Here is a 23962-nt window from a genome sequence, read left to right on the forward strand (position 1 = left end):
CCGGCCATGCCGACTCCCTGTTCAGGAGGCTCCATGAACCTCGATTCAGCCCTGGCTTACCAGTCCGGTTTCGGCAACGAATTCAGCTCCGAAGCGTTGCCCGGCGCACTGCCCGTCGGCCAGAACTCCCCCCAGAAAGCCCCTTACGGTCTGTACACCGAACTGTTCTCCGGCACCGCGTTCACCATGACCCGCAGCGAAGCGCGGCGCACCTGGATGTACCGGATCCAGCCGTCGGCCAACCACCCGGCATTCGTCAAACTGGAGCGGCAACTGGCCGGCGGCCCGTTGGGTGAAGTCACCCCGAATCGCCTGCGCTGGAACCCGCTGGAGATCCCGTCCGAACCGACCGATTTCATCGACGGACTGGTAAGCATGGCGGCCAATTCCGCTGCCGAAAAACCTGCCGGCATCAGCATCTACCACTACTGCGCCAACCGTTCGATGGAGCGGGTGTTCTTCAACGCCGACGGTGAGCTGCTGCTGGTGCCGCAACTGGGGCGCCTGCGCATCGCCACCGAACTCGGTGTGCTGGAAGTGGCGCCGCTGGAAATCGCCGTGCTGCCACGGGGCCTGAAATTCCGTGTCGAACTGCTCGATGCGCAGGCGCGCGGTTATATCGCCGAGAACCACGGTGCGCCGCTGCGCCTGCCGGATCTGGGGCCGATCGGCAGCAACGGTCTGGCCAACCCAAGGGATTTCCTGACCCCGGTCGCCGCCTACGAAAACCTGCAACAACCGACCACCCTGGTGCAGAAATTCCTCGGCCAGCTGTGGGGCACCGAACTCAATCACTCGCCGCTGAACGTGGTCGCCTGGCACGGTAACAACGTGCCGTACAAATATGACCTGCGCCGCTTCAACACCATCGGCACCGTCAGTTTCGATCATCCGGACCCGTCGATCTTCACCGTGCTGACTTCGCCGACCAGCGTCCACGGTCTGGCCAACCTCGACTTCGTGATTTTCCCGCCGCGCTGGATGGTGGCCGAGAACACCTTCCGTCCGCCGTGGTTCCACCGCAACCTGATGAACGAATTCATGGGCCTGATCCAGGGCGAATACGACGCCAAGGCCGAAGGTTTCGTGCCCGGCGGAGCGTCACTGCATAGCTGCATGAGCGCCCACGGCCCGGACGGCGAGACCTGCACCAAAGCCATCAACGCGGACCTGAAACCGGCCAAGATCGATAACACCATGGCCTTCATGTTCGAGACCAGCCAGGTGCTGCGTCCAAGCCGCTTCGCCCTCGACTGCCCGCAACTGCAACCCACTTACGACGCCTGCTGGGCCACGCTGCCCGCCACGTTCGACCCGACCCGGAGATAACCCATGACTCAGAATTCCATCACCCGCAGTTGGGTCGCTTCGGCCAACGGCCACACCGATTTCCCGTTGCAGAACCTGCCACTGGGCGTGTTCAGCAGCAAGGGCTCCGCGCCGCGCGCGGGCGTGGCGATTGGCGAGCACATCTTCGACCTGCAGGTGGCGCTGGAGGCGGGGCTGTTCGACGGTGCCGCGCGTAGCGCAGTCGAGGCCATGCACGGCGGTCAGTTGAACGCATTCTTCGAACTCGGCCGCGACGCTCGTGTCGCCCTGCGCGAGCGTCTGCTGGAACTGTTTAGCGAGGGCAGCACCCATCGCGGCGACATTGAAGCCCAGGGCGCGAAACTTCTGCCGCTGGCCGCCGATTGCCAGCTGCACCTGCCGGCGCGCATCAGTGACTACACCGACTTCTATGTCGGTATCGAGCACGCGCAGAACGTCGGCAAACTGTTCCGTCCGGACAACCCGCTGCTGCCGAACTACAAACACGTACCGATCGGTTACCACGGTCGCGCGTCCACCGTGCGCGCCTCCGGCACCGACGTGCGCCGCCCGAAAGGCCAGACCCTGCCGGCCGGTGCGACCGAGCCGACCTTCGGTCCGTGCGCTCGACTGGACTATGAGCTGGAACTGGGGATCTGGATCGGCCAGGGCAACGAAATGGGTGAGCCGATTGCCATCGGTGATGCCGCCGAACACATCGCCGGTTTCTGCCTGCTCAATGACTGGTCGGCCCGTGACATCCAGGCCTGGGAATACCAGCCGCTGGGCCCGTTCCTGTCCAAGAGCTTCATCACCAGCGTCTCGCCATGGGTGGTGACCGCCGAAGCGCTGGCGCCATTCCGTACCGCGCAACCGGCGCGTCCGAAAGGCGATCCGCAGCCGCTGCCGTACCTGCTCGACAAGCGCGATCAGGATGGCGGTGGTTTCGACATCGAGCTGGAAGTGCTGCTGCTCACCGAGAAGATGCGCGAGCAGAACCTGCCAGCCCATCGTCTGACCCTGAGCAACACCCGCTACATGTACTGGACCGTCGCGCAAATGGTCGCGCACCACAGCGTCAACGGCTGCCAGTTGCAGGCCGGTGACCTGTTCGGTTCGGGCACCTTGTCCGGCCCTGAAAACGGCCAGTTTGGCAGCCTGCTGGAAATCACCGAGGGCGGTAAAAAGCCAATCGAACTGGCGTCCGGTGAAGTGCGCAAGTTCCTTGAAGACGGCGACGAAATCATCCTGCGCGCCCGCTGCGCCCGCGAAGGTTTTGCCTCCATCGGTTTCGGCGAATGCCGTGGCACCGTGCTGGCGGCACGCTGACAGGAGCGGCTCATGGATCTCTATACCTATTACCGTTCCACCTCGTCGTACCGGGTGCGGATCGCGCTGGCACTCAAGGGCCTCGACTATCAGGCGCTGCCGGTCAACCTGATCGCACCGCCCGGTGGCGAACATCGGCAACCGGCGTATCTGGCGATCAATCCCCAGGGCCGCGTGCCGGCGCTGCGTACTGACGACGGCAAGTTGCTGATTCAGTCGCCGGCCATCATCGAGTACCTGGAAGAACGTTATCCACAGGTGCCGTTGCTGCCCGAAGACCTCGTTGCCCGCGCCCAGGTGCGCGGCGTAGCGGCGGTGATCGGCTGCGACGTGCATCCGCTGCACAACGTGAGCGTGCTCAATCGCCTGCGCGGGTTGGGGCATGACGAGCCGCAGGTCAGCGAGTGGATCGCTCACTGGATCGGTCAGGGCCTGGCGACGGTGGAGCAGTTGATCGGTGACAGCGGCTTCTGTTTCGGTGAGTGGCCGTGCGTGGCTGACGTGTACCTGATTCCGCAGCTGTACGCGGCCGAGCGCTTCAATGTTTCGCTTGAGGCGTATCCACGGATTCGTCGCGTGGCCGCGCTGGCGGCCGAACATCCGGCGTTCGTTGCGGCGCATCCGGCGAACCAGCCGGACACCCCGTAACCCCTGTGGGAGCGAGCCTGCTCGCGATAGCGGTATCTCTGTCACATCGATCGTGGATGTGCCGCCGTCATCGCGAGCAGGCTCGCTCCCACAAGGCTCTCGTTGCGGCACCAAAAATCATAAAAACAAAACAGGTACCTTGCGATGCACAACCAGATTGCCAGCTTCCGGGCGGCACTCGACGCCCGTCCTGTGTCCCGCTTTCAGTGGTTGCTCCTGATTCTTCTCGCCTTGCTGCTGGTCACCGATGGTTATGACGCCCAGGTGCTCGGTTACGTGGTGCCGGCGCTGGCGCAGGACTGGGGCCTGGAGAAATCGGCGTTTGGCCCGGTGTTCAGCGCCAACCTGCTGGGCCTGACGCTTGGCTCGCTGGCCGTGACGCCGCTGGCCGACCGTTTCGGCGTACGGCGGATTCTGCTCGCCTGTGTACTGATCTATGCCAGCCTCACCGTGCTGATGGTGTTCGCCGATTCCCTGAACACCCTGATGATCGCGCGCTTCATCTGCGGCATCGGCATGGGCGGCGCAATGCCCAGCGCCATGGCGTTGATGTCGGAATATTCGCCACCGCGCCTGCGTACGCTAATGGTGACGCTGGCGGCCTGCGGTTTCTCTTTCGGTGGTGCGGCGGGCGGTTTTGTCGCGGCCGGGTTCATCGACCGTTTTGGCTGGCAGGCGGTATTCCTCGCCGGCGGTGTCACGCCGTTGCTGCTGTTTCCGTTTCTCTGGTGGATGCTGCCGGAGTCCTTGCCACGACTGCTGTGTGATGCTCCACCGTATGCACGCCTGCGCAAGGTCACCGCGCGAATGCTGCCGGATTGGCAGCCACCCGCTGCATCGGTCGAACAAAACGAGCGGGAGCAGGGCAGCAAACTGACGGTGGTGGAGTTGTTCCGCAACGGTTATGCGCGTCCGACCTTGCTGATCTGGGCGACGTTTTTCGTCAGCCTGATCCTGCTGTATTTCATGATCAGCTGGCTGCCGTCACTGCTGCTGGAAAGTGGCCTGAAACTTAATGAAGCGAACCTGGTGACGTCGATGTTCCTGTTCGCCGGTACGCTGGGCGCGATCTGCATGGCATGGTTCGCTGATCGGTTGAAAAGCAAAGTGCGTCTGCTGTCCGGTGTGCTGGCCGGTGCAGCGCTGTGCACGATTCTGTTGGGCTTGAATCACGACAACCCGCGTTATCTGGTGGCCTGTGTGTTTGCGGCGGGGTTCTGCATCATCGGCGGGCAACTGACGCTGAATGCTTTCGCCAGCAATTTCTATCCGGCCCATGTGCGCGCCACCGGCACCGGCTGGGCGCTGGGAGTAGGGCGCTTCGGCTCGATTCTCGGGCCGCTGTTCGGCAGCCTATTGCTGGCGATGCACATTCCGGTGCAGCAGATTTTCTTCTTCTGCGCGATTCCGGCCGTGATCGCGGCGTTGCTGATCATTCAGGTGCGTTCGCCGGTCAGTGGACGACTGAGTTGGGCGGCAGATGCCCCAGCCGCTCCGTCAGGCGAAGCCGCTGAATCGGGTCGTCACTGAGCAGCAGCGCGTGTTCCAGGTCGAAACGTTCGGCGTTCGGGCAGTCCAGGCGCTGATACAGGCTGGCTCGGGCCAGGTAGTCGGCGACGCTGGCATTACCCAGTTCGAGCACACGCTCGGCATCGATCAGCGCCGCGATGTAGTCGTCGTGGGTCAAATGCAACTGACGCAGGTTGCGCGACAGGCGCTGTAGCATTTGCAGCGGCGTGGCGGTCAGCAGGTGGTCGGCGTTGAGTTGCATCTGGTGGCCGTATTGGCGATGCAGCAACTCGCGACAATCGTTCGGATACAGGCGCCGTCCACCGCACGGATCGAGCAGGTGATCGGCGCCGGGAACCTTCAACAGGAAATGCCCGGGGAAGTTCACGCCTACCAGCGGAATCTCCAGGCCTCGGGCCAGTTCCAGAGCAATCAGCGCCAGGGCCAGCGGTTGACCGCGGCGGGTCTGTAACACCTTGTTCAGCAGCGCGGCCTGTGGGCGCACTGGCGCAAAATCGTCTTGCGCGAAGCCCAGCTCGACCATGCGCCGCAGCAACGGTTGCGCCAGCTCGCTGACCGGCAACAACGGCAAGCCAAAGCTGACCCGTTGCTGCAGCTCGATGAAATCCTGCAACAGCGCATCGGGATCGACGTGCTTATCGTGCTCGGCGGCCATCCACAACGCTGCCTCCAGCAGCGCGGGCGGTGAACGGTGCAGACAGTCGAAAAAACGTTGGCGCGGACTCATCAAAATCTCCGGAGAATGCCTCGTTTTAGCCCCGTCTCTGACATTCGTCCAGTGCCGCGCCGCTCTGCCATCGGGTTATGCCGCAACGCATTGGTCGCTGTCGGGCCTTATTCCCGTGCGCTTCAGCAATTTTTGGGCGCAAGCCTATACTGGCGACTACCAGAAGTGATTCGGGAGCCTGCCGATGTTCGCTCTCATGCAAAGCACTCGCCTGGAATCGCTGCACCTTAGCGTTGATCCGGTGTCCGGATTGAAGGCGGTCATTGCCATCCATAACAGTCGCCTCGGGCCAGCCCTGGGCGGGTGTCGTTATCTTGCCTATCCGAATGACGAGTCTGCCGTTGCGGACGCCATACGCCTGGCCCAGGGCATGAGCTACAAGGCCGCGCTGGCCGGTCTGGCCCAGGGCGGCGGCGTCGCCGTGATCGTGCGGCCGGCCCATGTGGAAAACCGTGGCGCCTTGTTCGAAGCCTTCGGCCGTTGCATCGATCAACTCGACGGCCGCTACATCACCGCCATCGACAGCGGCACTTCGGTGGCGGACATGGACTGCATCGCCCAGCAGACCCAGCATGTCACCAGCACCACTTCCGCCGGCGATCCGGCACCCCATGCCGCGATGGGCGTGTTCACCGGCATCCGCGCTACCGCCATGGCGCGGCTGGGCAGCGACAACCTCGAAGGCTTGCGCGTAGCGATTCAGGGGCTGGGCAATGTCGGTTACGCACTGGCCGAACAACTGCATGCCGCCGGCGCCGAACTGCTGGTCAGCGACATCGACCATGGCAAGGTGCAACTGGCGATGGAACAGCTCAATGCTCATCCGATTGCCAACGACGCCTTGCTCAGCACGCCGTGCGACATTCTTGCGCCGTGCGGCCTGGGCGGTGTGCTCAACAGCCACACCGTGACCCAGTTGCGCTGCTCGGCGGTGGCAGGGTCGGCCAACAATCAACTGACGCATTTGGATGTGGCCGATCAACTGGAGCGGCGGGGCATCCTGTATGCACCGGACTACGTGATCAATGCCGGCGGCCTGATCTACGTTTCCCTCAAGCACCGGGGCGAAGAGCTGACCACCATCACCGCGCACCTGTCGAAGATCAGCTCGCGGCTGACCGAAGTGTTTGCTCACGCCCAGGCGGAAAAGCGTTCACCGGCGCGGGTTGCGGACGAGCTGGCGGAGAAGGTGTTGTACCGCTGAGTTTCTTCCAGACATGAAAAAGCCCCTGAGTCATTCAACTCAGGGGCTATTCAATTCAGAGGCGTCAATTCAGGTGTCGATTACTTCGCAGCCTTCGCCGCCTTGGCGGGTTTGGCCGGGGCTTCTGCAGGTTCGGCTGCGTCCGCCGTCTCGGTCGCTACAACCGGTGCCGCCGGTGCGTTGATCAGCTCCGACAGGGCATCAGGCTGGCTCTTGAACGCCCGGGCAAACACATCGCGGTTCTTCGCCATGTAGATCCCGACTTCTTCCACTTGCTGCTCGCTCAACGAAGGAACGGCTTTTTCCAGCACTTCGGCCAACAGTTCGGCCAGTTCGAGCATTTTGTCATGACGGTCAGCTTCGGCTTTATCCATGAACAAGCGCTCCAGATCTCGGCTGCTGCGGTATACCACTTCGACGGCCATTCACCACCTCACATGCCTTCACATTAAGTTGTCTTTGCGACTACTGTATCTATATACAGCGAAAAGGATAAGCGAATCCCTGCGCTTTGGGTAGTGGCTTTTTAATGTAGACCGGATTCGGATTTTGTCAGCCCGACGGTTATATACAGGTGCGACCAAACGCCACGGCGCAGGTTTCGCGGCGCCTCGCCATGATGGCGTGGCCTCTTTTCTGCATGCATCTGTGTACGTGCGCAATAACCGTCACGTCCAGCACGCAACATCCGCTCGAACCGGGCTAAGGAACCTTCATCGTGAAAATCAACTGGGCCGAGAAACTGCGGCAAAACGTGCATCAACTGGCCGAGTCCCTGGGCAACCTGTTCGTCGAGACCTTCCACTACCTGGCGCTGTTCGCCATTGGTGCGGTGACCGCCTGGGCGGCGGTGATGGAATTTCTCGGGATGCTCGAGGAAGGGCACATCAAGATCGATGACATTCTGTTGCTGTTCATCTATCTGGAACTGGGGGCGATGGTCGGGATTTATTTCAAGACCAACCACATGCCGGTGCGCTTCCTGATCTATGTGGCGATCACCGCACTGACGCGCCTGCTGATCTCCAACGTCTCGCACCACAACCCGCCGGACATGGGCATCATCTACCTGTGCGGCGGGATTCTGCTGCTGGCGTTCTCGATCCTGGTGGTGCGTTACGCTTCGTCGCAATTCCCTTCGGTGAAAATCGAGAAGCCGCAACGCAAGCTCGGTGCGGGTTCCGGTGAGCACCCGGAGATCGAGAAGGGCGAGCTCTAAAGACCGATCGAGGGTCGATGCTGCCCCTTGATCTGCCGCGGCGGCGGGGTAAGCCCGTCGCCGCGGGTCATGGCTTCGAGGATCGCCATGGCGCTGTGGCCCTGTTCGATGGCGATGCCGAACTGGATGCTTTGCACCAGTCGCTTGAGGCGTTTGGGATCGTTGCGCTGTTCGGCGCTGATCATCCGTTTGGCGACGATCCGGCCGCTGTTGGAAAGGGTCAGCATGATGCTGCCGTCGAGGCCCTGAATGCTCAGGTTGATCTGATAGTCCGGCGCGAAAGCATCGGTAATGATCTGAAAAGGATTGTCCATGATGCGTCACCGCCTGATTGAACGTGCAGTTGTTGACCGGCCTTGATCGGGTTGGTTCGCCAAACCTGACCGTCGGCCATTCCGTGGTCCTGTCTCCTTCAGCGATGTAGCAAGGGACATGCCGGGAATATTGTCGAACAACAGAACCGGCCAAAAAGAAGGCGAGCCCATGGCTCGCCTTCTTCGTTTGCGGCCCGTTTCAGGGCAGAACCGAGTAGATGATCGCCGACAGTGCAATCAGGCCGATCAGCACCACGAACACGTTGGACACCTGGCCCGAATACTGGCGCAAGGCTGGCACGCGGCGGATGGCGTACATCGGCATCAGGAACAACAGGCAGGCAATCACTGGCCCGCCGAGGGTTTCGATCATGCCGAGGATGCTCGGGTTGAAAGTCGCCACGGCCCAGCAGCTGAGGATCATGAACAGCGCGGTCGCACGGTTCAGCCAGCTGGCCGACATCACCCGGCCACGGCCGCGCAGGCTTTTGACGATCATGCCCTGGAAGCCTTCGCTGGCGCCGATGTAGTGGCCGAGGAAGGATTTGGTGATCGCCACCAGCGCGATCAACGGCGCGGCGTAGGCGATGACCGGGGTCTGGAAGTGATTGGCCAGGTACGACAGGATCGAAATGTTCTGCGCCTTGGCCGCTGCCAGATCCGCCGGCGACAGCGCCAGCACACAGCTGAAGCAGAAGAACATCACCGTCACCACCATCATGCCGTGGGCCATGGCGAGGATGCCGCTGCTCTTGCGTTCGGCCTGGTCGCCGTAGCGCTGTTTCTGCTCGACGGCGAACGCGGAAATGATCGGCGAATGGTTGAACGAGAACACCATCACCGGGATCGCCAGCCACAAGGTCTTGAGGAACACCGACATTTCCATCGGTTCTTGAGCGCTGGCGAAGAATGCGCCGTTCCAGTTCGGAATCAGGCTGATGCCGAGCAACAACAACGCGGCGACGAACGGATACACCAGCACGCTCATGGCTTTGACGATGACGCTTTGACCGCAACGCACAATGGCCATCAAACCGAGGATCAACGCCAGCGACAACACTGCGCGCGGCGGCGGAGCGATGTGCAACTGATGTTCGAGGAAGCTGCTCAGGGTGTTGGTCAGCGCCACGCTGTACACCAGCAGGATCGGGAAGATCGCGAAGAAATACAGCAGCGTGATCAGCTTGCCGGCCCCGACGCCGAAGTGTTCTTCCACCACTTCGGTGATGTCACCGGAGCGGCCCGACAGCACGAAGCGGGTCAGGCCCCGGTGCGCGAAGAAGGTCATCGGGAACGCCAGCAATGCAAGGATCAGCAGCGGCCAGAAGCCGCCGACACCGGCGTTGATCGGCAGGAACAGCGTACCGGCACCGATGGCGGTGCCGTACAGGCCGAGCATCCAGGTGGTGTCGAATTTGCTCCAGCCCTTGTGGGCGGTTTCGTTATTGCGTGTGCGGTCTACAGCAGGATTTTCGGCAGCAGGTGTGCGTACATCGGTCATCGTTTTTGCCTCGTTATTATTCTTGCTCGGGCTCACGTGTTACGGGCGGTCAGGGAGTGCTCCTCAGCACTCCACCCAGCTCACGGCCAGGCCGCCCCGTGAAGTCTCTTTGTATTTGTCATGCATGTCGGCGCCGGTATCGCGCATGGTGCGGATCACCCGGTCGAGGGAAATGAAGTGTTTGCCGTCGCCGCGCAGGGCCATTTGTGTGGCGTTGATCGCCTTCACCGCAGCGATGGCGTTGCGCTCGATGCAGGGCACCTGCACGAGGCCGCCGACCGGGTCGCAGGTCAGGCCGAGGTTGTGTTCCAGGCCGATTTCGGCGGCGTTTTCCAGTTGCTCCGGCGTAGCACCGAGTACATCGGCCAGACCTGCAGCGGCCATCGCGCAAGCCGAGCCGACTTCGCCCTGGCAGCCGACCTCGGCGCCGGAGATCGAGGCGTTTTTCTTGCAGAGAATGCCGACGGCCGCCGCGCCCAAAAAGAACGCGACTACGTCATCGTCGGACGCGTCCGGGTTGAATTTCATGTAGTAGTGCAGGACGGCCGGAATGATCCCGGCGGCACCGTTGGTCGGCGCGGTGACCATGCGCCCGCCGGCGGCGTTTTCTTCGTTGACGGCGAGGGCGAACAGGTTGACCCACTCCATCGCCGACAGAGTCGAACTGATGACGTTCGGCTTGCCGATTTCCAGCAGGCTGCGGTGCAATTTCGCCGCACGACGCGGAACATTCAGACCGCCAGGCAGGACGCCTTCGTGACGCAGGCCCTGCTCGACGCACTCGCGCATCACCGACCAGATATGCAGCAGGCCCTGACGGATCTCGGCGTCGCTGCGCCAGGCCCGTTCGTTGGCCATCATCAGTTCGGAGACCCGCAGGTTGTGCTGCTTGCACAGCGCCAGCAGTTCGACGGCGCTGGAAAAATCGTAGGGCAACTCGACGTCACCGGCCGGCGCTACACCGGACTCTGCTTCGGCCGCTTCGATGATGAAACCGCCGCCGACCGAGTAGTACGTTTGCGTGAACAGCTCGGCAGATTCGCCAAAGGCTGTCAGCGACATGGCGTTGGGGTGGTAGGGCAGGCTCTCGTCCAGCAGCAGGAGATCGTGTTGCCAGTTGAAGGCGATGTTTCGCTGCCCGGCCAGGCAGAGTTGGCCGGTTTCCCGCAGTTGCTGGATGCGCGGGTCGATGGTCGACGGATCGATGCTGTCCGGCCATTCGCCCATCAGGCCCATGACCGTTGCGCGGTCGGTGGCGTGACCGACGCCGGTGGCCGATAGCGAGCCGTATAAACGGATTTCCACCCGCTTCACATCCAGCAGCAAATGCTGGTCGATCAGGGCTTGGGCGAAGGTGGCGGCGGCGCGCATCGGGCCGACGGTGTGGGAACTGGACGGACCGATGCCGACTTTGAATAGATCGAAAACACTGATAGCCATGCTAAAGCCTTACAAGCAATGGAGTAGGAATCGCCGCCATTTTTTGTAGGACAAGCGCAATGTCGGCGATACTGCCTACCTCGCTTCAGCGTGACTAACGAAACTTCCTAAGTAAGCCTTTAGCAGGACTAAACCATGAGTCGTCAATTGCATGCCCAGACTTACGTCTGGCTGCAGGTGTTTTCCTGTGCCGCGCGGCACCTGTCGTTCACCCGTTGTGCCGAAGAACTGCACATCACGCCGGGGGCGGTCAGCCAACAAATCCGACAACTGGAAGAGCGTCTGGGCTTTCGCCTGTTTCACCGTCGCGCACGGGGTGTGGAGCTGAGCGCGGAAGGGCAGCGACTGGCGATTACGGTCAACGAGGCTTACGGCAGCATCGATGCGGAGTTGCGTCGTCTCGATGCGGGGATGATCAGCGGAATTCTGCGAGTCCGTTCGATTCCGTCGTTCCTCAGCAAATGGCTGACCCCGCGTCTGCCGCGCCTGCAACAGCGTTACCCGGACATCCAGCTGCGGCTGGTGGCCGAAGACAGCAGCGTACCGTTGCATGAAGGGGACTTCGACCTGGCCATCGACTTGAACGACGGCAGTTATCCGGGCCTGTTATCCACAGCCTTGCTCGACGAGCAGATTTTCCCGGTGTGCGCGCCGGGCCTGCTGCGCGGACGACCGCCCCTGCACGGGCCGGCGGATCTGGTGCATTTCCCGCTGCTGCACGACATCACCGCGTGGCGCGGCAGTTACGAGTACGCGGAGTGGGAGTTCTATCTCAACGCTGTCGGTTTCGAGGGTGCCGACGTACGGCGTGGGCACACGTTCAACCGCAACCACCTGACCATCGAAGCGGCGATTGCCGGCATGGGCGTGGCGATTGCCCGGCGCACGCTGCTCAACGACGAGCTGGAGCGGGGGACGTTGATCGTGCCGTTCGGGATTTCGGTGCCCAATCACAAGCGCTATGTTTTGCTCTATGCGCCGGGGGCCTTGAGCCATCCGGGCGTGCGCGCGGTGCATGACTGGCTGGTGGAAGAGGCGGAGATTTTTCGTGGCCTGCACCCGTTGGGTGATGGCCAATTGTGAGCAGATTTTTCAGGGTGACGGGGCGACCCAACTCCCGACCTTACCAGCGCTTTGCCCGGTTGTCCGGCTTTTTTTGCGTATGAATATTTATCTTTTTTCAGGGGTTGAAATGTTCGTCAAGCGGGCCGATTGTTGTAATCAAGAGGTCACGAAATCCTGTTCAAGGCCTCTTGCGAGCTAGCTGAAATAAGGGATGAACTATGCAAATCCAAGTCAACAGCGACAACCATATTCAAAGCAGCAAACGACTGGAGGAGTGGGTACGAACCACAATTGAGAGCACGCTCGACCGTTATGAGGAAGACCTGACCCGTGTCGAAGTCCATCTGAGCGACGAGAACGGTGACAAACCGGGTCCCCATGATTTGCGCTGCCAGCTGGAGGCGCGGCCAAAAGGCCATCAACCGATTTCCGTCACCCACAAAGCCGATTCGCTGGAACAGGCGATCGATGGTGCAGCCGAAAAACTGGAGCACGCGCTGGAGCACCTGTTTGGCAAACTGCGGGGCAAGCCGCGAGCCGCTGTGGTGCCATTCGAAAGAAAGGCGAATGACCGGTTGCTGGAGGAAGAATTTCTGGAAAACGAACAGGCAGCGATCAACAGTTGATGCGCTGATTTCATAAGTCACCCAATGAGAACGGGCCTGCAATTGCAGGCCCGTTTTTGTTTGTGGCGGGTTTGAAACCCCTCTCCCTTGGGGAGAGGGCAAGGTGAATGTTGTTATCAGAAGGCAACGGATGTCTGCACATACACCGTGCGCGGCTCACCGACATACTTGCCCTTGTTGTTGTCATCGAACGAGCGGGTGAAATACTGGGTGTTGAAGATGTTCTTCACCCCCACCGCCACGTTCAGGTCCGACAGCTGCGGGCCGAAGTCATAACCGGCGCGGCTGCTGAACAGCATGTAGCCCGGGATCTTGCCGGTGCTGCCGTCGGCGCTTTCCTTGGAGGTGTTGGCGTTGTCGGCGAACTGATCGCTCTGGAAGCTGCTGTCCAGGTTGAGCTTCCACGGCCCTTCGGTGTAACCGACGCCGATCGTGCCTTTGTGCTTGGACGAGAACGGCACACGATTGCCCTTGTTCGGCCCGTCTTCGCGGATGGTCGCGTCGACATAGGCGTAAGTGGCGTAGACATCGAAGCCGGCCAGCGCCGGGCTAAAGTCATCCAGTGCGTAATTGACGCTGGTCTCGATGCCCTGATGCCGGGTCTCGCCACGGGCGATCACCGAATCGTTGGTCTGGTTGCTTTCGTACTGGTTGTCGAAGTTGATCAGGAACGCGCCGATTTCCGCGCGCAGCGCGCCGTTGTCGTAGCGGGTGCCGAGTTCCCAGGTGCGGGCCTTCTCCGGTTTCACTTCGCCGCTGCTCACGCGGTTGGGCATCTGGCTGTATTGCACGCTGCCGAACGAACCTTCGGTGTTGGCGTACAGGTTCCAGGTGTCGGTCAGGTGATACAGCACGTTCAACGCCGGCAGCGCGGTGTTGTAGTCGCCCTTGTATTTGACGTTGGTCAGGTTGTTGGTCTGTTGCGACTCGATCATCTCGTAGCGCATACCCGGTGTGATCGTCCACTTGCCGATGTCGATGCGGTCATCGACGAAGAACGCATTGGCTTCGGTGCCGCCACGGGTGTCGCGGTCGTTGCGGCTGTTGGTGGTCGGGTATTGGTTGCTGGCAATCGGGGTGCGATAGCGCAACTCGTGGCCGGCTTCATTGATGTAGCGATAGCCGACGCCGACTTCATGGCTGGTCGGGCCGAGGTCGAAACCTTGAGCGAAACGGGTTTCCAGACCGCGAACCCAGTATTCGCGAGGCGACAGCGACAGGAACGTGCCCTGATCCAGATAACCGCTGCGCAGCGTCTTGGTGAAGAAGGTGTTGGCGGTGAACTCGCGGCGATCTTCCTGATAGCGATAGCCGAAATTGAACATGGTGCGACGACCCCAGAACTGGTCTTTCGGGCGGGTCGACTGATACGGGGCGGCATCGTAGTCAGCGACATTCAGACCGCCGGGCATGTCGGCCTTGCCTTCGTAATACTGGGCCATGGCGTTGAAGCTGTTGGCTTCGTCGAGCTGGTATTTGCCCTTGAGGATCAGGTCGTCGATTTCCGTGTCGCTGTGTTCGCGCCAGTCGCCACCGCGGGTGCCGGAGTACAGCAGCGCACCGCCCAGTCCGTTCTCGTTGGTGCCGCCGGCCAGCAGGTTGGCGCTGGTCTTGAAGCCGTCATGGCTGGACGATGGGCTGGTTTCGGTCTGGAAACCGCCCTTGACGGTCGGCTCGTCCGGAATTGCCCGGGTCACGAAGTTGACCACGCCGCCGACGTTCTGCGGGCCGTAACGCACGGCGCCGCCACCACGCACCACATCCACTGCGTCCATGTTGCCCATGCTGATCGGCGCGAAGGACAACTGCGGCTGGCCGTAAGGCGCGAACGGCACCGGAATGCCGTCCATCAAAACGGTCGAACGTGCAGCCAGGCGCGGGTTGAGGCCGCGAATGCCGAAGTTCAGCGCCATGTCGTGGCTGCCGGTGCCGTTGTTTTCCGGGGCGTTGACCCCGGGAATGCGATTGAGCACATCGCGGGCCTGAGTCGCGCCCTGACGTTCGAATTCTTCGCGGCGGATCACGTCACGGGCACCGGGATGTTCGAAGACGTTGACCTGCGCAGCTTCACCCAGCCAGTCGCCAACCACTTTCGAAGTGTCCAGCTCCAGCGCCGTATCGCTCGACGGTTGCAGGCTGAAGGCGTTGCCGCCCTCGGCGCGGGCTTGCAGGCCGGTGCCTTCGAGCAGCGCGTTCAGACCCTGTTCCGCTGTGTAGCTGCCTTCCAGTCCACGGCTTTGCACGCCGCTGGTGACTTGCGAGCCGAACGAGATCAGCACGCCGGCTTCACGGCCGAACTGGTTGAGGGCGTTTTCCAGCGACGACGGGGCGATGTGATAAGCCTTGGTGTCGGCGGCCTGCGCAAGGGGCAGGGCGCTGAAGCTCAGGCTGGCGCCGAGGACAAGATTGCGCAGGGTTCGGGCCAATGGCGTGAGGCGGGTGGGGTGCATGGAGGACGGTCCTGAGAAGGTTGAATCAAGGGGGCTTTCCTTCTCTGTCACGCCAGATCTGAAAAACGGCTCATTTATTTTTTGCGATGGATCAAACCTTGGCTTCGACCGTCACCCAGTAGCGGGTAAAGCGCTTCACTTTTACCGGCAGGCTGATTTCCAGCAGGTCGAGAATCCGTTCGCTGTCGTCCAGTGGATAAGTCCCGGAGATCAGCAGGTCAGCCACTTTCGCATCGCAATGGAGCTGCCCGCGACGATAGCGGCCGAGTTCGTCGAGGAAGTCATCCAGGCGCATGTGCGCGGCCACCAGCATGCCGTCGGCCCAGGCGCCGCTGTTGGCGTCCAGCGGTTTGGCTTCGCCGACAGAGGTGGCGCTGAAACTCAATTGCCGTGCGACCGGCAGCAACATCGGTGCGCGACCATTTGTGCTCAACTCGACCCGACCTTCAAACAGTGCAACCTGCGTGCGGCCGGCAAACTGCCGCACATTGATCCGCGCCCCTTGGGTTTTCAGCAGCCCTTGGGCGGTTTGCACTTCAAAGGGTTGAGTGGCGGTCAGCAGCATTTCACCTTCCAGCAGGCGGATCAGGCCATCGCCCCGGACATCCGCCGCACTTGCGGTGTTGAGCTGCAACTGTCCGCCGGCGCCGAGCGAAATCTTGCGCCTTTGACCGACCGGGCTGCAGTAATCGGCCAGCAGCGACGGCAATGGATTGTGCTCGCGCATTCCCCAGGTGACCGCCGAACCTGCGCCGAGAATCAACAACAACTTCAGCGCCTGACGCCGGCTGCCGGACTTCGGCGCATTCAACGCGGCATGGGCCAGTGGCGATGACAAACCCCGCAACCGCGAATTGACCCGCTGCATGTGTTCCCAGGCGCGGCGATGTTCGCTGTGGGCGTCGATCCATTGTTGCCAGGCTTGTTGCTGGCGCGGATTCAACGGGCCCTGCTGCATTTCCAGCAACCAGTGCACGGCCTGCTCGGCGACCTGCGATGAAAAATCCATCGGCGGGTTCACAGGGCGAAGTAGCAGCGCATCGCTGCCTTGTTCAGATGACGTTTGACCGTCGCCACGGAAATGCCCAGTTCAACGGCGATCTGTGGATAGGTCAGGCCATCCACCTGAGCGAGTAAAAAGGCACGTTTGACCGCACGCGGCAGACCATCGAGCAACTGATCCAGCTCCATCAGGGTTTGCAGGATGATCGCTTTCTCTTCTTCCGAAGGCGCGACCACTTCCGGCATCTGCGCGAGGGTGTCGAGGTAGGCGCGCTCCAGATCCTGGCGACGGTAATGGTTGAACAACACGCGCTTGGCCAGGGTGGTGAGGAATGCGCGCGGCTCGATGATCACCGGCGGCTCGCGAGCAGTCAGCACCCGGATGAAGGTGTCCTGGGCCAGATCGGCGGCGCTGTCCGGGCAGCCGAGTTTTCTCCGCAACCAGCCGGTGAGCCAGCTGTGGTGGGCCTGATACAGCGATTCGACGGGATGGGCGGACGACAACGGCATCACTCCGGGCGCATGCGGATGCGTTAGAGAACAAGAATGGTTCGCATTGTATGACCGTGAATGTATGCCGGCAATCAGACTCTTTTGCGTATGAGAATATTTATCATTAATATCGCTCATCTGTCGTCTCGGCTCGTTGGCCGGGCGTTAACCGTTTCAGGGCCGAAACATGAAAGCCAAACTCGCCGAACTCCCCCTGTCCTATCGTCTGGCCGTCACTTCGCGGGTGCTCGCGGCGGTGTTCGGCGGCTATCTGGTCGCGGCGCTGGCCAGTGTCACACTGACCCTCTGGTTGCCGCTGAACCGCGCCGAAGCGGTCGTCACCGGCATGACCGTCTCGTTCCTGGTCTATCTGGTGGCTGTGCTCTGGTGTTTCGCCTGCCGTAGTGCCTGGTCGGCGTGGGTCGGACTGTTGGTGCCGAGTGTGATTCTGGCGACGATCTCCGGCGCTGCTCGGGGCTTGGGTTACGCATGAAAGAGGGTTTAAGCCAGGCAATGACCGGCCCGCTGCCGCTCTCTGTCGCAGGGTTCTTGAACTGACATGCTGATCAGCCATCCGCCCGAGTCCCGCGACGACGAACCCCACGGCGCCCGTGCGCATTTTCTGCAGGTGTTTCTGTCCCAGCGCTCGCAAATGGAAGCTTTGGTGAACCGCCGCGTCGGCTGTCGGGCAACCGCGGCGGACCTGGTGCAGGATCTGTTCTTGCGTTTCTGGCGCCGGCCGCTGGTGCAGGTCGAAGAACTCAGCACCTATCTGTTGCGTTGCGCCGGCAATATCGCCATCGATCATTTGCGCAGTGAAGGCACGCGGGTACGGATCAACGAAGGCTGGCAGCCGGATGAACCGGACAGCAGCGCCAGCGAACCGCAAGCCGCGCTCGAGGCGGGCAATGATCTGCGCCATGTCGAGCGGGCGTTGCGCGCATTGCCCGAGCGCACGCGGCAGATCTTTTTGCTCAATCGCATCCATGGGCGCAAGTACGCCGAGATCGCCAAAGCGATGGGCCTGTCCCAAAGCGCCGTGGAAAAACATATGATGCGCGCCCTCGAGGCCTGCAAGGCCAGCCTGCGCGAACCCGCGCCACGCCTGCCAGGGAAAGCACCGTGAATCACACCGACCGCGTCACGCCGACGCCTGCTCAGGAACAGGCGGCTTTTGCCTGGCTGAGCCTGTTGCACGACCGCCCGAGCACCGGCGATCAACTGACCTTCAGCCAATGGCTGCATGCCGATCCGGCCCACGCCGAGGCTTACGCCCAGGCACAAGTCATCTGGGAATTGAGCGAAGGGCCGGCCCGCACACTGGCCGATGAAGAGGCGTTCGCCTTGCAGGGTTACCTGAATGCGATGGACCGGCCACGCCGCCCGCATCTCCGGCGTTGGGCCGGGGCGCTGGCGATGGCGGCCTGTCTGTTGTTGATGATCAGCCTCGGTACCGGTTGGCAGCCGCAGCGCTGGATCGACGATCTGGGCGCTGATTACGTTTCGGCGCCCGGTGAAATCCGCACCGTGACATTGGCCGATCAGTCCCGGATCACGCTGGATGCCGACAGTGCCATCGCCGTGGATTTCAGTCACGGCGAGCGACATGTGCAATTGCGTCGGGGCGCCGGATTTTTCAGCGTGACCCACACCGGTGAGCCGTTCGTGGTCGAGGCCGAGAAGGGCCAGGCGCGGGTGCTCGGCACGCAGTTCGAAGTGCGCCTGCAACCTCACGGCGCACAAGTCACTGTGCTGTCCGGGCGCGTCGGCGTGACGGCATCCCGTGATGATCAACAGCAGATTCTCATCGCCGGCCAGCAAGTGGCGTATGGCGAAGGTTCAGCGCAAAAACTGCACGCCGTGGACAGCGAAGCGCAACTGGCCTGGCGTCAGGGCTGGCTGACTTACTACAAGTCGACACTGGCCGATGTGGTGCAGGATCTGCGGCGTTATTACCCCGGGCGCATCGTGTTGCTCAATGACGAACTGGGCGCGCGCAAGGTCAGCGGGAGTTTCCCGAGCAAGGATCCGCAAGCGGTGTTGAATTCACTGCAAGGGGTTCTGGGATTCGAGCAGCATCAGGTGTTGGGCAAGCTGATTATCCTGCGCTGAAAATATTTTCAAATTTGTGGTGAGGTAAATCCCGACGCCATCCGTGTAGTGACTGAAACTGCGAGTCATTCGCATCCGTTGCGGTTCTACACAGGTCATGAGCAATGAAGTCCAGGGCAAAATCGGGTTCGGTCAAACAGTGGTTCGGCGCCTCGGCGCTGAGTTTTGCGGCGTTGGCATTGCTGCCGATGAGCGTGGCGCAGGCCGCTGAAAGCAACAGCAGCCAGCCACAGAAACAGTTCAGTTTTTCCCTGGCTGCCAAACCGCTGCCGCAGGCCTTGAGCGATTTCAGTCGCGTGACCGGCCAGAGCGTGGTCTACACCGTCGAAGCGCCGTACGGCCTCAACGCACCGGCGGTCAACGGGCAGATGAGCGCCGAACAGGCACTGCAACGATTGCTCACCGGTTCCGGCCTGACCTTCCGCCGCACCGACAGCCATACCCTGGCACTCGAACCGCAACCGACCGCTGGCGCGCTGAACCTCGGCGCGACGAACATCACCTCGGTCATCGATCAGCCGATGAGTTACCAGCCACCGGAAACCAGTTCGGTGATGCGCTCCTCGGCTTCGCTCCAGGAAATCCCGCAGACCGTCAACGTGATCCCGGCCCAGGTCATTCGCGACCAGGCACCGCGCAATCTCGATGATGCACTGGCCAACGTCAGCGGTATCACCCAGGGCAACACGCTGGGCAGCACCCAGGATTCGGTGATGACCCGCGGCTTCGGCGACAACCGCAACGGCTCGATCATGCGCGACGGCATGCCGGTGGTGCAGGGCCGTGGCATGAACGCCACCGTGGATCGCGTCGAAGTCCTCAAGGGCCCGGCCTCGCTGCTGTACGGGATTCAGGACCCGGGCGGCGTAGTCAACATGGTCAGCAAGAAGCCTGAACTGACCCAGTACAACGCCCTGACCCTGCGCGGCTCGACCTACGGCGACGGCAAGAACGGCAGCGGCGGTTCCTTCGACAGCACCGGTGCGCTGGGGGACTCCGGTCTGGCCTATCGCATGGTGCTGGACCATGAAGACGAAGATTACTGGCGCAATTTCGGTACCCACCGTGAAAGCCTGATCGCGCCGTCGCTGGCCTGGTACGGCGAGCGCACCAAGCTGTTGTTCGCGTATGAGCATCGGGAATTCCTGACTCCATTTGATCGCGGCACCCTGATCGATCCGCGCACCAACCATCCGCTGGATATCTCGCGCAACGAGCGTCTCGACGAGAAATTCAACGACATGGAAGGGCGTTCGGACCTTTATCACTTTGAGGCCGATCACGAACTCAACGACGACTGGAAAGCCCATTTCGGCTATAGCTGGAACCGCGAAACCTACGACGCCAGCCAGGTCCGCGTAACCGCCATCGACACCAAAAAAGGCACCCTGACCCGCAGCATGGACGGCACCCAGGGCGCGATCAGCACCGACCGTTTCACCACCGCCAGCCTCGAAGGCAAGGTCAACGTGCTGGGCATGCAGCATGACCTGGTGTTCGGCGTCGACGACGAGTACCGCAAGATCTACCGCGCGGACCTGATCCGCCAGAAAAGCCTGAGCACCTTCAGTTACGTCAATCCGGTGTACGGTCGTGAAGTCGCCGGCTCCACCGTCAGCCCGGCGGACAGTGCGCAGACCGATCTGCTGCGCAGCGACTCGGTGTTCCTGCAGGACTCGATCCACCTCAACGACCAGTGGATTCTGGTGGCCGGCGGGCGTTTCCAGGAATACGACCAGTACGCCGGCAAAGGTGTGCCGTTCAAGGCCAACACCGACAGCAACGGGCAGAAGTGGGTGCCGCGCGCAGGTCTGGTGTATCGCTACACCGACGCGTTGTCGTTCTACGGCAGCTACACCGAGTCGTTCAAACCGAACTCGACCATCGCCCCGCTCAGCGGCAGCAGCACCGTGCTCGACGGCAGCATCGCGCCGGAAGAAGCCAAGTCCTGGGAGCTGGGCGCACGCCTCGATATTCCGGGCCGTGTTACCGGCAACATCGCCCTGTTCGACATCAAGAAACGCAACGTGCTGGTGGCCAACGCCGAAGGCCCGACCACGATTTACAGCGCTGCCGGTGAAGTGCGTTCCCGTGGTCTGGAAGTGGACCTGACCGGCCAGCTCAGTGACCGCTGGAGCATGATCGGCAGCTACGCCTACACCGACGCCGAGGTCACGGAAGATCCGGACTACAAAGGCAACAAGCTGCAAAACGTGGCTAAGAACACCGGCTCGCTGTCGGCGGTCTACGACTTCGGCAGCGTGATCGGTGGCGATCAACTGCGGGTCGGCGCGGGCGCGCGGTATGTCGGTGAGCGAGCGGGTAACGCAGTGAATGATTTCGAGCTGCCGAGCTACACCGTGGCCGATGCGTTCGCCACTTACGACACCAAGGTGGAAGGGCAGAAGGTCAAGTTCCAGCTCAACGTGAAGAACCTGTTCGACCGCACCTACTACACCTCGGCGGCCAGCCGCTTCTTCGTGTCGATGGGCGATTCGCGGCAGATTTCGTTGTCGAGCACGCTGGAGTTCTGATCAGCGTAAAAACGCCTGGCGATACTCGCCGGGCGTTCCACCCAGCACCTGGCGAAAGCGGTTGGTGAAGTGGCTGGCACTGGCAAACCCGCACGCCAGGGCAATTTCTCCCAACGGCAACGCCGTCCCGCGCAACAACTCCCGTGCCCGGCTCAGGCGCCGCGCCAGCACATACTGATGCGGCGGAAGACCGAAGCTCACCCGGAACATCCGCGCAAAGTGGTATTCCGACAACGCACACAATCCCGCCAGTTGCCCGAGGCTGATCGGCTCGGCCAGTTGGCTGTCGATGAACTCCACCAGTTGCCGGCGCTGATGCGGCGCCAGGCCGCCCTTCAAACGTAGACCCTGACGCACGCCGACCTGACTGAGCAGGGTGTGGCTGATCAGTTCATGGGCAAGGCTGCTGGTCAGCAAACGTTCGGCGGGTTCGTCCCAATTCAGCGTAAGCAACTGCCGGAAGCGTTGTGCTTGTTGTGGATCTTCGAGGAAGGTCTGTTCGCGCAACTGCATTTCCCGGGGCTCGCGATCCAGCAGCGTGACGCAACCCAAGGCAAATTGTTCGGCGCTGAAATACAGATGTGCCAGCCTGATATCGCCATTGATCACCCAGCCCGACTCGTGATCGGCCGGCAGGATACAGAGCTTGTCCGGCCCGCCTTTCTGCCCGGGTTGATCGCGACGGAACGTACCGGTGCCGCCGGCGATGTAGCAGGACAGGGTGTGATGGCTCGGCGCTTCATAATCCTGCGCATCGTGGTGGTTGGTCCACAAAGCGGCAGACAAGCCGTCGCCCAACTCGGCGCTGTGCACAAGACGTGCGTTCGGCGAGCTGTTCAATGCTTGAAAGACTTGCAGGGTATCGATGGCAGCCATAGTCAGTCGGTTCTCTTCAACGCCTTGCATCCTACTCCGTAGATTTTCCGCTGCCAGCCTGCGGCCCGACAAAAGCGCAAGTTTATGCAAGCGTGAGCGGATGGCGCGGACGGACACTGAAACCCAATCAAGGAGTGTCTGCCATGAACCTGTCGTTGTATTTGTTGACCGTACTGATCTGGGGCACCACCTGGATTGCCCTGAAGTGGCAACTGGGCGTGGTGGCGATTCCGGTTTCGATCGTCTATCGCTTCGGCCTCGCCGCGCTGGTGTTGTTTGCGCTGTTGCTGCTCAGCCGCCGTCTGCAACCGATGAACCGGCGCGGACATCTGATCTGTGTGGCGCAGGGTTTGTGCCTGTTCTGCGTCAACTTCATGTGTTTCCTGACCGCCAGCCAATGGATCCCCAGCGGCCTGGTGGCGGTGGTGTTTTCCACCGCGACCTTGTGGAACGCCCTGAATGCGCGAGTGTTCTTCGGCCAACGTATTGCGCGCAATGTGTTGATGGGTGGGGCGCTGGGGCTGTTTGGCCTGGGCCTGTTGTTCTGGCCGGAGCTGGCCGGGCATCACGCCAGCCCGCAAACACTGCTTGGCCTTGGTCTGGCGCTTTGCGGCACCTTGTGTTTCTCGGCGGGCAACATGCTGTCGAGCCTGCAACAGAAGGCCGGCCTCAAGCCGCTGACCACCAACGCCTGGGGCATGGCCTACGGCGCGGCGATGCTGTCGGTGTGGTGCCTGGTCAAAGGCATTCCGTTTGAGATGGAATGGACCTCGCGCTACATCGGCGCGCTGCTGTACCTGGTCATCCCCGGTTCGGTGATTGGTTTCACCGCGTACCTGACCCTGGTCGGTCGCATGGGGCCGGAGCGCGCAGCGTATTGCACGGTGCTGTTCCCGGTGGTGGCGCTGAACGTTTCGGCCTTTGCCGAAGGCTATCAATGGACGGCGCCGGCATTGGCGGGTTTGGTGCTGGTGATGTTGGGCAATGTGTTGGTGTTTCGCAAACCCAAACCGGTTATTGAAATGATCGCCAAACCTGCACATTGAACACTGAATGTTCAACTGTCGACTTTCATTACCAGAAATATAAGTGCCGGTAACAGAAAGTCGACAATGCTTTGTGCCCACTTCATGGCATTCCAGTCTTTTGACTGATCCATGTCGAACCATTCATTGCCAATGACTTGCAGGCAGAAGTAATAAACAAACAACGCCACGAGAAACCCAAGTACGGCATATTTCTTTGCTTCATGAAACTGCTCGTCTGATGCGTTTATATTCTTTGCAAGTTGATAGCCTCCCAGCAGGCAAGCTGAAGTAAATATGGTCTCCAGTGTCATGATCATCCAGTAGATCCGGTGATGCATCATTTCCGAGTTGATCGAACGGTACATCAAATGGCTGCCTGTCGTATCCATGCTCAGGATATGGCCAAGGTAAATGTAGTTCGAGTCGTAATCGGTGGCGTTGCTGAAAACAATCAGCGCGCCCAGCATGCCTACCATGAAAACGATTGCAACTTTACTTCTTCGAATAAGTTGGGAGGTTTTAAGGCCAGTCATTTGTTGATTCTCCGTGAATAGTAT

At 61.2% G+C, this 23962-nt stretch carries 22 protein-coding genes and 1 pseudogene; 13 read left to right on the forward strand and 10 right to left on the reverse strand.

From position 1 onward, the window contains the following. Positions 1–33: 33 nt before the first annotated feature. The 4 genes from hmgA to DLD99_RS04965 all read left to right on the forward strand — a co-directional run bounded on the left by hmgA (position 34) and on the right by DLD99_RS04965 (position 4815). Positions 34–1329: a homogentisate 1,2-dioxygenase gene (hmgA, locus tag DLD99_RS04950; RefSeq protein ID WP_114881458.1), complete on the forward strand. Its 1296-nt coding sequence runs from the start codon at positions 34–36 to the stop codon at positions 1327–1329. 3 nt (positions 1330–1332) lie between these two features. Then, positions 1333–2637, forward strand: a complete 1305-nt coding sequence (gene fahA / locus DLD99_RS04955) for a fumarylacetoacetase (protein ID WP_114881459.1) — start codon at positions 1333–1335, stop codon at positions 2635–2637. Positions 2638–2649: 12 nt separating this feature from the next. Continuing rightward, a complete protein-coding gene (maiA, locus tag DLD99_RS04960) occupies positions 2650–3285 on the forward strand; it encodes a maleylacetoacetate isomerase (RefSeq protein WP_114881460.1) in 636 nt (211 codons plus the stop codon). Positions 3286–3429: 144 nt separating this feature from the next. Then, positions 3430–4815, forward strand: coding sequence for an MFS transporter (locus DLD99_RS04965; RefSeq protein ID WP_114881461.1), 1386 nt, complete (start codon positions 3430–3432; stop codon positions 4813–4815). On the opposite strand, the gene DLD99_RS04970 is transcribed toward DLD99_RS04965, so the two are convergent. Beyond that, positions 4739–5542, reverse strand: a complete 804-nt coding sequence (locus DLD99_RS04970) for a SirB1 family protein (RefSeq protein ID WP_114881462.1) — start codon at positions 5540–5542, stop codon at positions 4739–4741. The two genes, DLD99_RS04965 and DLD99_RS04970, sit on opposite strands and share 77 nt — an antisense overlap. Positions 5543–5726: 184 nt before the next feature. On the opposite strand from DLD99_RS04970, the gene DLD99_RS04975 reads away from it, so the two are divergent. Then, complete coding sequence (locus DLD99_RS04975) at positions 5727–6746, forward strand: Glu/Leu/Phe/Val dehydrogenase family protein (protein WP_085711736.1); 1020 nt, start codon at positions 5727–5729, stop codon at positions 6744–6746. Positions 6747–6913: 167 nt separating this feature from the next. Here the strand turns inward: DLD99_RS04975 and DLD99_RS04980 are convergent. Continuing rightward, positions 6914–7171 (reverse strand): annotated as a pseudogene (locus DLD99_RS04980) (YebG family protein); the annotation flags it as partial. Between the two features lie 293 nt (positions 7172–7464). On the opposite strand from DLD99_RS04980, the gene DLD99_RS04985 reads away from it, so the two are divergent. Further along, positions 7465–7965, forward strand: a complete 501-nt coding sequence (locus tag DLD99_RS04985; RefSeq protein ID WP_003221775.1) for a phosphate-starvation-inducible protein PsiE — start codon at positions 7465–7467, stop codon at positions 7963–7965. On the opposite strand, the gene DLD99_RS04990 is transcribed toward DLD99_RS04985, so the two are convergent. The 3 genes from DLD99_RS04990 to DLD99_RS05000 all read right to left on the reverse strand — a co-directional run bounded on the left by DLD99_RS04990 (position 7962) and on the right by DLD99_RS05000 (position 11220). Beyond that, positions 7962–8279: a DUF3509 domain-containing protein gene (locus DLD99_RS04990; RefSeq protein ID WP_085729667.1), complete on the reverse strand. Its 318-nt coding sequence runs from the start codon at positions 8277–8279 to the stop codon at positions 7962–7964. The two genes, DLD99_RS04985 and DLD99_RS04990, sit on opposite strands and share 4 nt — an antisense overlap. Before the next feature lie 199 nt (positions 8280–8478). Continuing rightward, the gene (locus DLD99_RS04995) at positions 8479–9780 is read right to left on the reverse strand and encodes an HAAAP family serine/threonine permease (RefSeq protein ID WP_114881463.1); all 1302 of its coding nucleotides are present in this window, start codon (positions 9778–9780) and stop codon (positions 8479–8481) included. Between the two features lie 63 nt (positions 9781–9843). Continuing rightward, positions 9844–11220 carry an L-serine ammonia-lyase gene (locus DLD99_RS05000; protein ID WP_085711732.1) on the reverse strand — a complete coding sequence of 459 codons (1377 nt, stop codon included), beginning with the start codon at positions 11218–11220 and terminating at the stop codon, positions 9844–9846. A 135-nt stretch (positions 11221–11355) separates the two neighbouring features. Between DLD99_RS05000 and DLD99_RS05005 the strand changes: the two genes are divergently transcribed. Together DLD99_RS05005 and DLD99_RS05010 are read left to right on the forward strand one after the other, a co-directional pair. Then, positions 11356–12303: a LysR substrate-binding domain-containing protein gene (locus DLD99_RS05005; RefSeq protein ID WP_085711731.1), complete on the forward strand. Its 948-nt coding sequence runs from the start codon at positions 11356–11358 to the stop codon at positions 12301–12303. A gap of 200 nt (positions 12304–12503) precedes the next feature. Continuing rightward, on the forward strand, positions 12504–12911 hold the full coding sequence (locus tag DLD99_RS05010; RefSeq protein ID WP_085711730.1) for an HPF/RaiA family ribosome-associated protein: 408 nt from the start codon (positions 12504–12506) through the stop codon (positions 12909–12911). Between the two features lie 116 nt (positions 12912–13027). Here the strand turns inward: DLD99_RS05010 and fecA are convergent, their stop codons facing one another. The 3 genes from fecA to DLD99_RS05025 form a co-directional block, all read right to left on the reverse strand. Then, entirely contained in the window at positions 13028–15361 is a 2334-nt protein-coding gene (gene fecA, locus DLD99_RS05015) for a TonB-dependent Fe(3+) dicitrate receptor FecA (protein ID WP_114881464.1), read from the reverse strand. Positions 15362–15452: 91 nt separating this feature from the next. Further along, positions 15453–16382: a DUF4880 domain-containing protein gene (locus DLD99_RS05020; protein WP_114881465.1), complete on the reverse strand. Its 930-nt coding sequence runs from the start codon at positions 16380–16382 to the stop codon at positions 15453–15455. Further along, positions 16379–16867, reverse strand: a complete 489-nt coding sequence (locus DLD99_RS05025) for a sigma-70 family RNA polymerase sigma factor (RefSeq protein ID WP_114886591.1) — start codon at positions 16865–16867, stop codon at positions 16379–16381. Before DLD99_RS05025 ends, DLD99_RS05020 begins: the two co-directional genes overlap by 4 nt. A gap of 175 nt (positions 16868–17042) precedes the next feature. Between DLD99_RS05025 and DLD99_RS05030 the strand changes: the two genes are divergently transcribed. The 4 genes from DLD99_RS05030 (at position 17043) to DLD99_RS05045 (ending at position 21501) form a co-directional block, all read left to right on the forward strand. Next, positions 17043–17348: a DUF3649 domain-containing protein gene (locus tag DLD99_RS05030; protein WP_114881466.1), complete on the forward strand. Its 306-nt coding sequence runs from the start codon at positions 17043–17045 to the stop codon at positions 17346–17348. Between the two features lie 66 nt (positions 17349–17414). Then, positions 17415–17981 carry an RNA polymerase sigma factor gene (locus DLD99_RS05035; protein ID WP_085711726.1) on the forward strand — a complete coding sequence of 189 codons (567 nt, stop codon included), beginning with the start codon at positions 17415–17417 and terminating at the stop codon, positions 17979–17981. Continuing rightward, positions 17978–18967 (forward strand): FecR family protein, encoded by a 990-nt coding sequence (locus DLD99_RS05040; RefSeq protein ID WP_114881467.1) that lies wholly within the window; start codon positions 17978–17980, stop codon positions 18965–18967. Before DLD99_RS05035 ends, DLD99_RS05040 begins: the two co-directional genes overlap by 4 nt. A gap of 104 nt (positions 18968–19071) precedes the next feature. Continuing rightward, on the forward strand, positions 19072–21501 hold the full coding sequence (locus DLD99_RS05045; RefSeq protein WP_114881468.1) for a TonB-dependent siderophore receptor: 2430 nt from the start codon (positions 19072–19074) through the stop codon (positions 21499–21501). Here the strand turns inward: DLD99_RS05045 and DLD99_RS05050 are convergent, their stop codons facing one another. Next, complete coding sequence (locus DLD99_RS05050) at positions 21502–22377, reverse strand: AraC family transcriptional regulator (RefSeq protein ID WP_114886593.1); 876 nt, start codon at positions 22375–22377, stop codon at positions 21502–21504. A gap of 143 nt (positions 22378–22520) precedes the next feature. On the opposite strand from DLD99_RS05050, the gene DLD99_RS05055 reads away from it, so the two are divergent. After that, positions 22521–23423: a DMT family transporter gene (locus tag DLD99_RS05055; protein WP_114881469.1), complete on the forward strand. Its 903-nt coding sequence runs from the start codon at positions 22521–22523 to the stop codon at positions 23421–23423. Between the two features lie 11 nt (positions 23424–23434). On the opposite strand, the gene DLD99_RS05060 is transcribed toward DLD99_RS05055, so the two are convergent. After that, entirely contained in the window at positions 23435–23938 is a 504-nt protein-coding gene (locus DLD99_RS05060) for a DUF2165 domain-containing protein (protein ID WP_114881470.1), read from the reverse strand. Positions 23939–23962: the final 24 nt, after the last annotated feature.

The organism is Pseudomonas kribbensis (genome assembly GCF_003352185.1).
Taxonomy (GTDB): domain Bacteria; phylum Pseudomonadota; class Gammaproteobacteria; order Pseudomonadales; family Pseudomonadaceae; genus Aquipseudomonas; species Aquipseudomonas kribbensis.

What these genes read in the sequence shown, in the direction of transcription:
- hmgA (WP_114881458.1), top strand. Translation starts at nt 34, where the DNA reads ATGAACCTCGATTCAGCCCTGGCTTACCAGTCCGGTTTCGGCAACGAA.
- fahA (WP_114881459.1), top strand. Translation starts at nt 1,333, where the DNA reads ATGACTCAGAATTCCATCACCCGCAGTTGGGTCGCTTCGGCCAACGGC.
- maiA (WP_114881460.1), top strand. Translation starts at nt 2,650, where the DNA reads ATGGATCTCTATACCTATTACCGTTCCACCTCGTCGTACCGGGTGCGG.
- DLD99_RS04965 (WP_114881461.1), top strand. Translation starts at nt 3,430, where the DNA reads ATGCACAACCAGATTGCCAGCTTCCGGGCGGCACTCGACGCCCGTCCT.
- DLD99_RS04970 (WP_114881462.1), bottom strand. Translation starts at nt 5,542, where the DNA reads ATGAGTCCGCGCCAACGTTTTTTCGACTGTCTGCACCGTTCACCGCCC.
- DLD99_RS04975 (WP_085711736.1), top strand. Translation starts at nt 5,727, where the DNA reads ATGTTCGCTCTCATGCAAAGCACTCGCCTGGAATCGCTGCACCTTAGC.
- DLD99_RS04990 (WP_085729667.1), bottom strand. Translation starts at nt 8,279, where the DNA reads ATGGACAATCCTTTTCAGATCATTACCGATGCTTTCGCGCCGGACTAT.
- DLD99_RS04995 (WP_114881463.1), bottom strand. Translation starts at nt 9,780, where the DNA reads ATGACCGATGTACGCACACCTGCTGCCGAAAATCCTGCTGTAGACCGC.
- DLD99_RS05000 (WP_085711732.1), bottom strand. Translation starts at nt 11,220, where the DNA reads ATGGCTATCAGTGTTTTCGATCTATTCAAAGTCGGCATCGGTCCGTCC.
- DLD99_RS05005 (WP_085711731.1), top strand. Translation starts at nt 11,356, where the DNA reads ATGAGTCGTCAATTGCATGCCCAGACTTACGTCTGGCTGCAGGTGTTT.
- DLD99_RS05010 (WP_085711730.1), top strand. Translation starts at nt 12,504, where the DNA reads ATGCAAATCCAAGTCAACAGCGACAACCATATTCAAAGCAGCAAACGA.
- fecA (WP_114881464.1), bottom strand. Translation starts at nt 15,361, where the DNA reads ATGCACCCCACCCGCCTCACGCCATTGGCCCGAACCCTGCGCAATCTT.
- DLD99_RS05030 (WP_114881466.1), top strand. Translation starts at nt 17,043, where the DNA reads ATGAAAGCCAAACTCGCCGAACTCCCCCTGTCCTATCGTCTGGCCGTC.
- DLD99_RS05035 (WP_085711726.1), top strand. Translation starts at nt 17,415, where the DNA reads ATGCTGATCAGCCATCCGCCCGAGTCCCGCGACGACGAACCCCACGGC.
- DLD99_RS05045 (WP_114881468.1), top strand. Translation starts at nt 19,072, where the DNA reads ATGAAGTCCAGGGCAAAATCGGGTTCGGTCAAACAGTGGTTCGGCGCC.
- DLD99_RS05050 (WP_114886593.1), bottom strand. Translation starts at nt 22,377, where the DNA reads ATGGCTGCCATCGATACCCTGCAAGTCTTTCAAGCATTGAACAGCTCG.
- DLD99_RS05055 (WP_114881469.1), top strand. Translation starts at nt 22,521, where the DNA reads ATGAACCTGTCGTTGTATTTGTTGACCGTACTGATCTGGGGCACCACC.
- DLD99_RS05060 (WP_114881470.1), bottom strand. Translation starts at nt 23,938, where the DNA reads ATGACTGGCCTTAAAACCTCCCAACTTATTCGAAGAAGTAAAGTTGCA.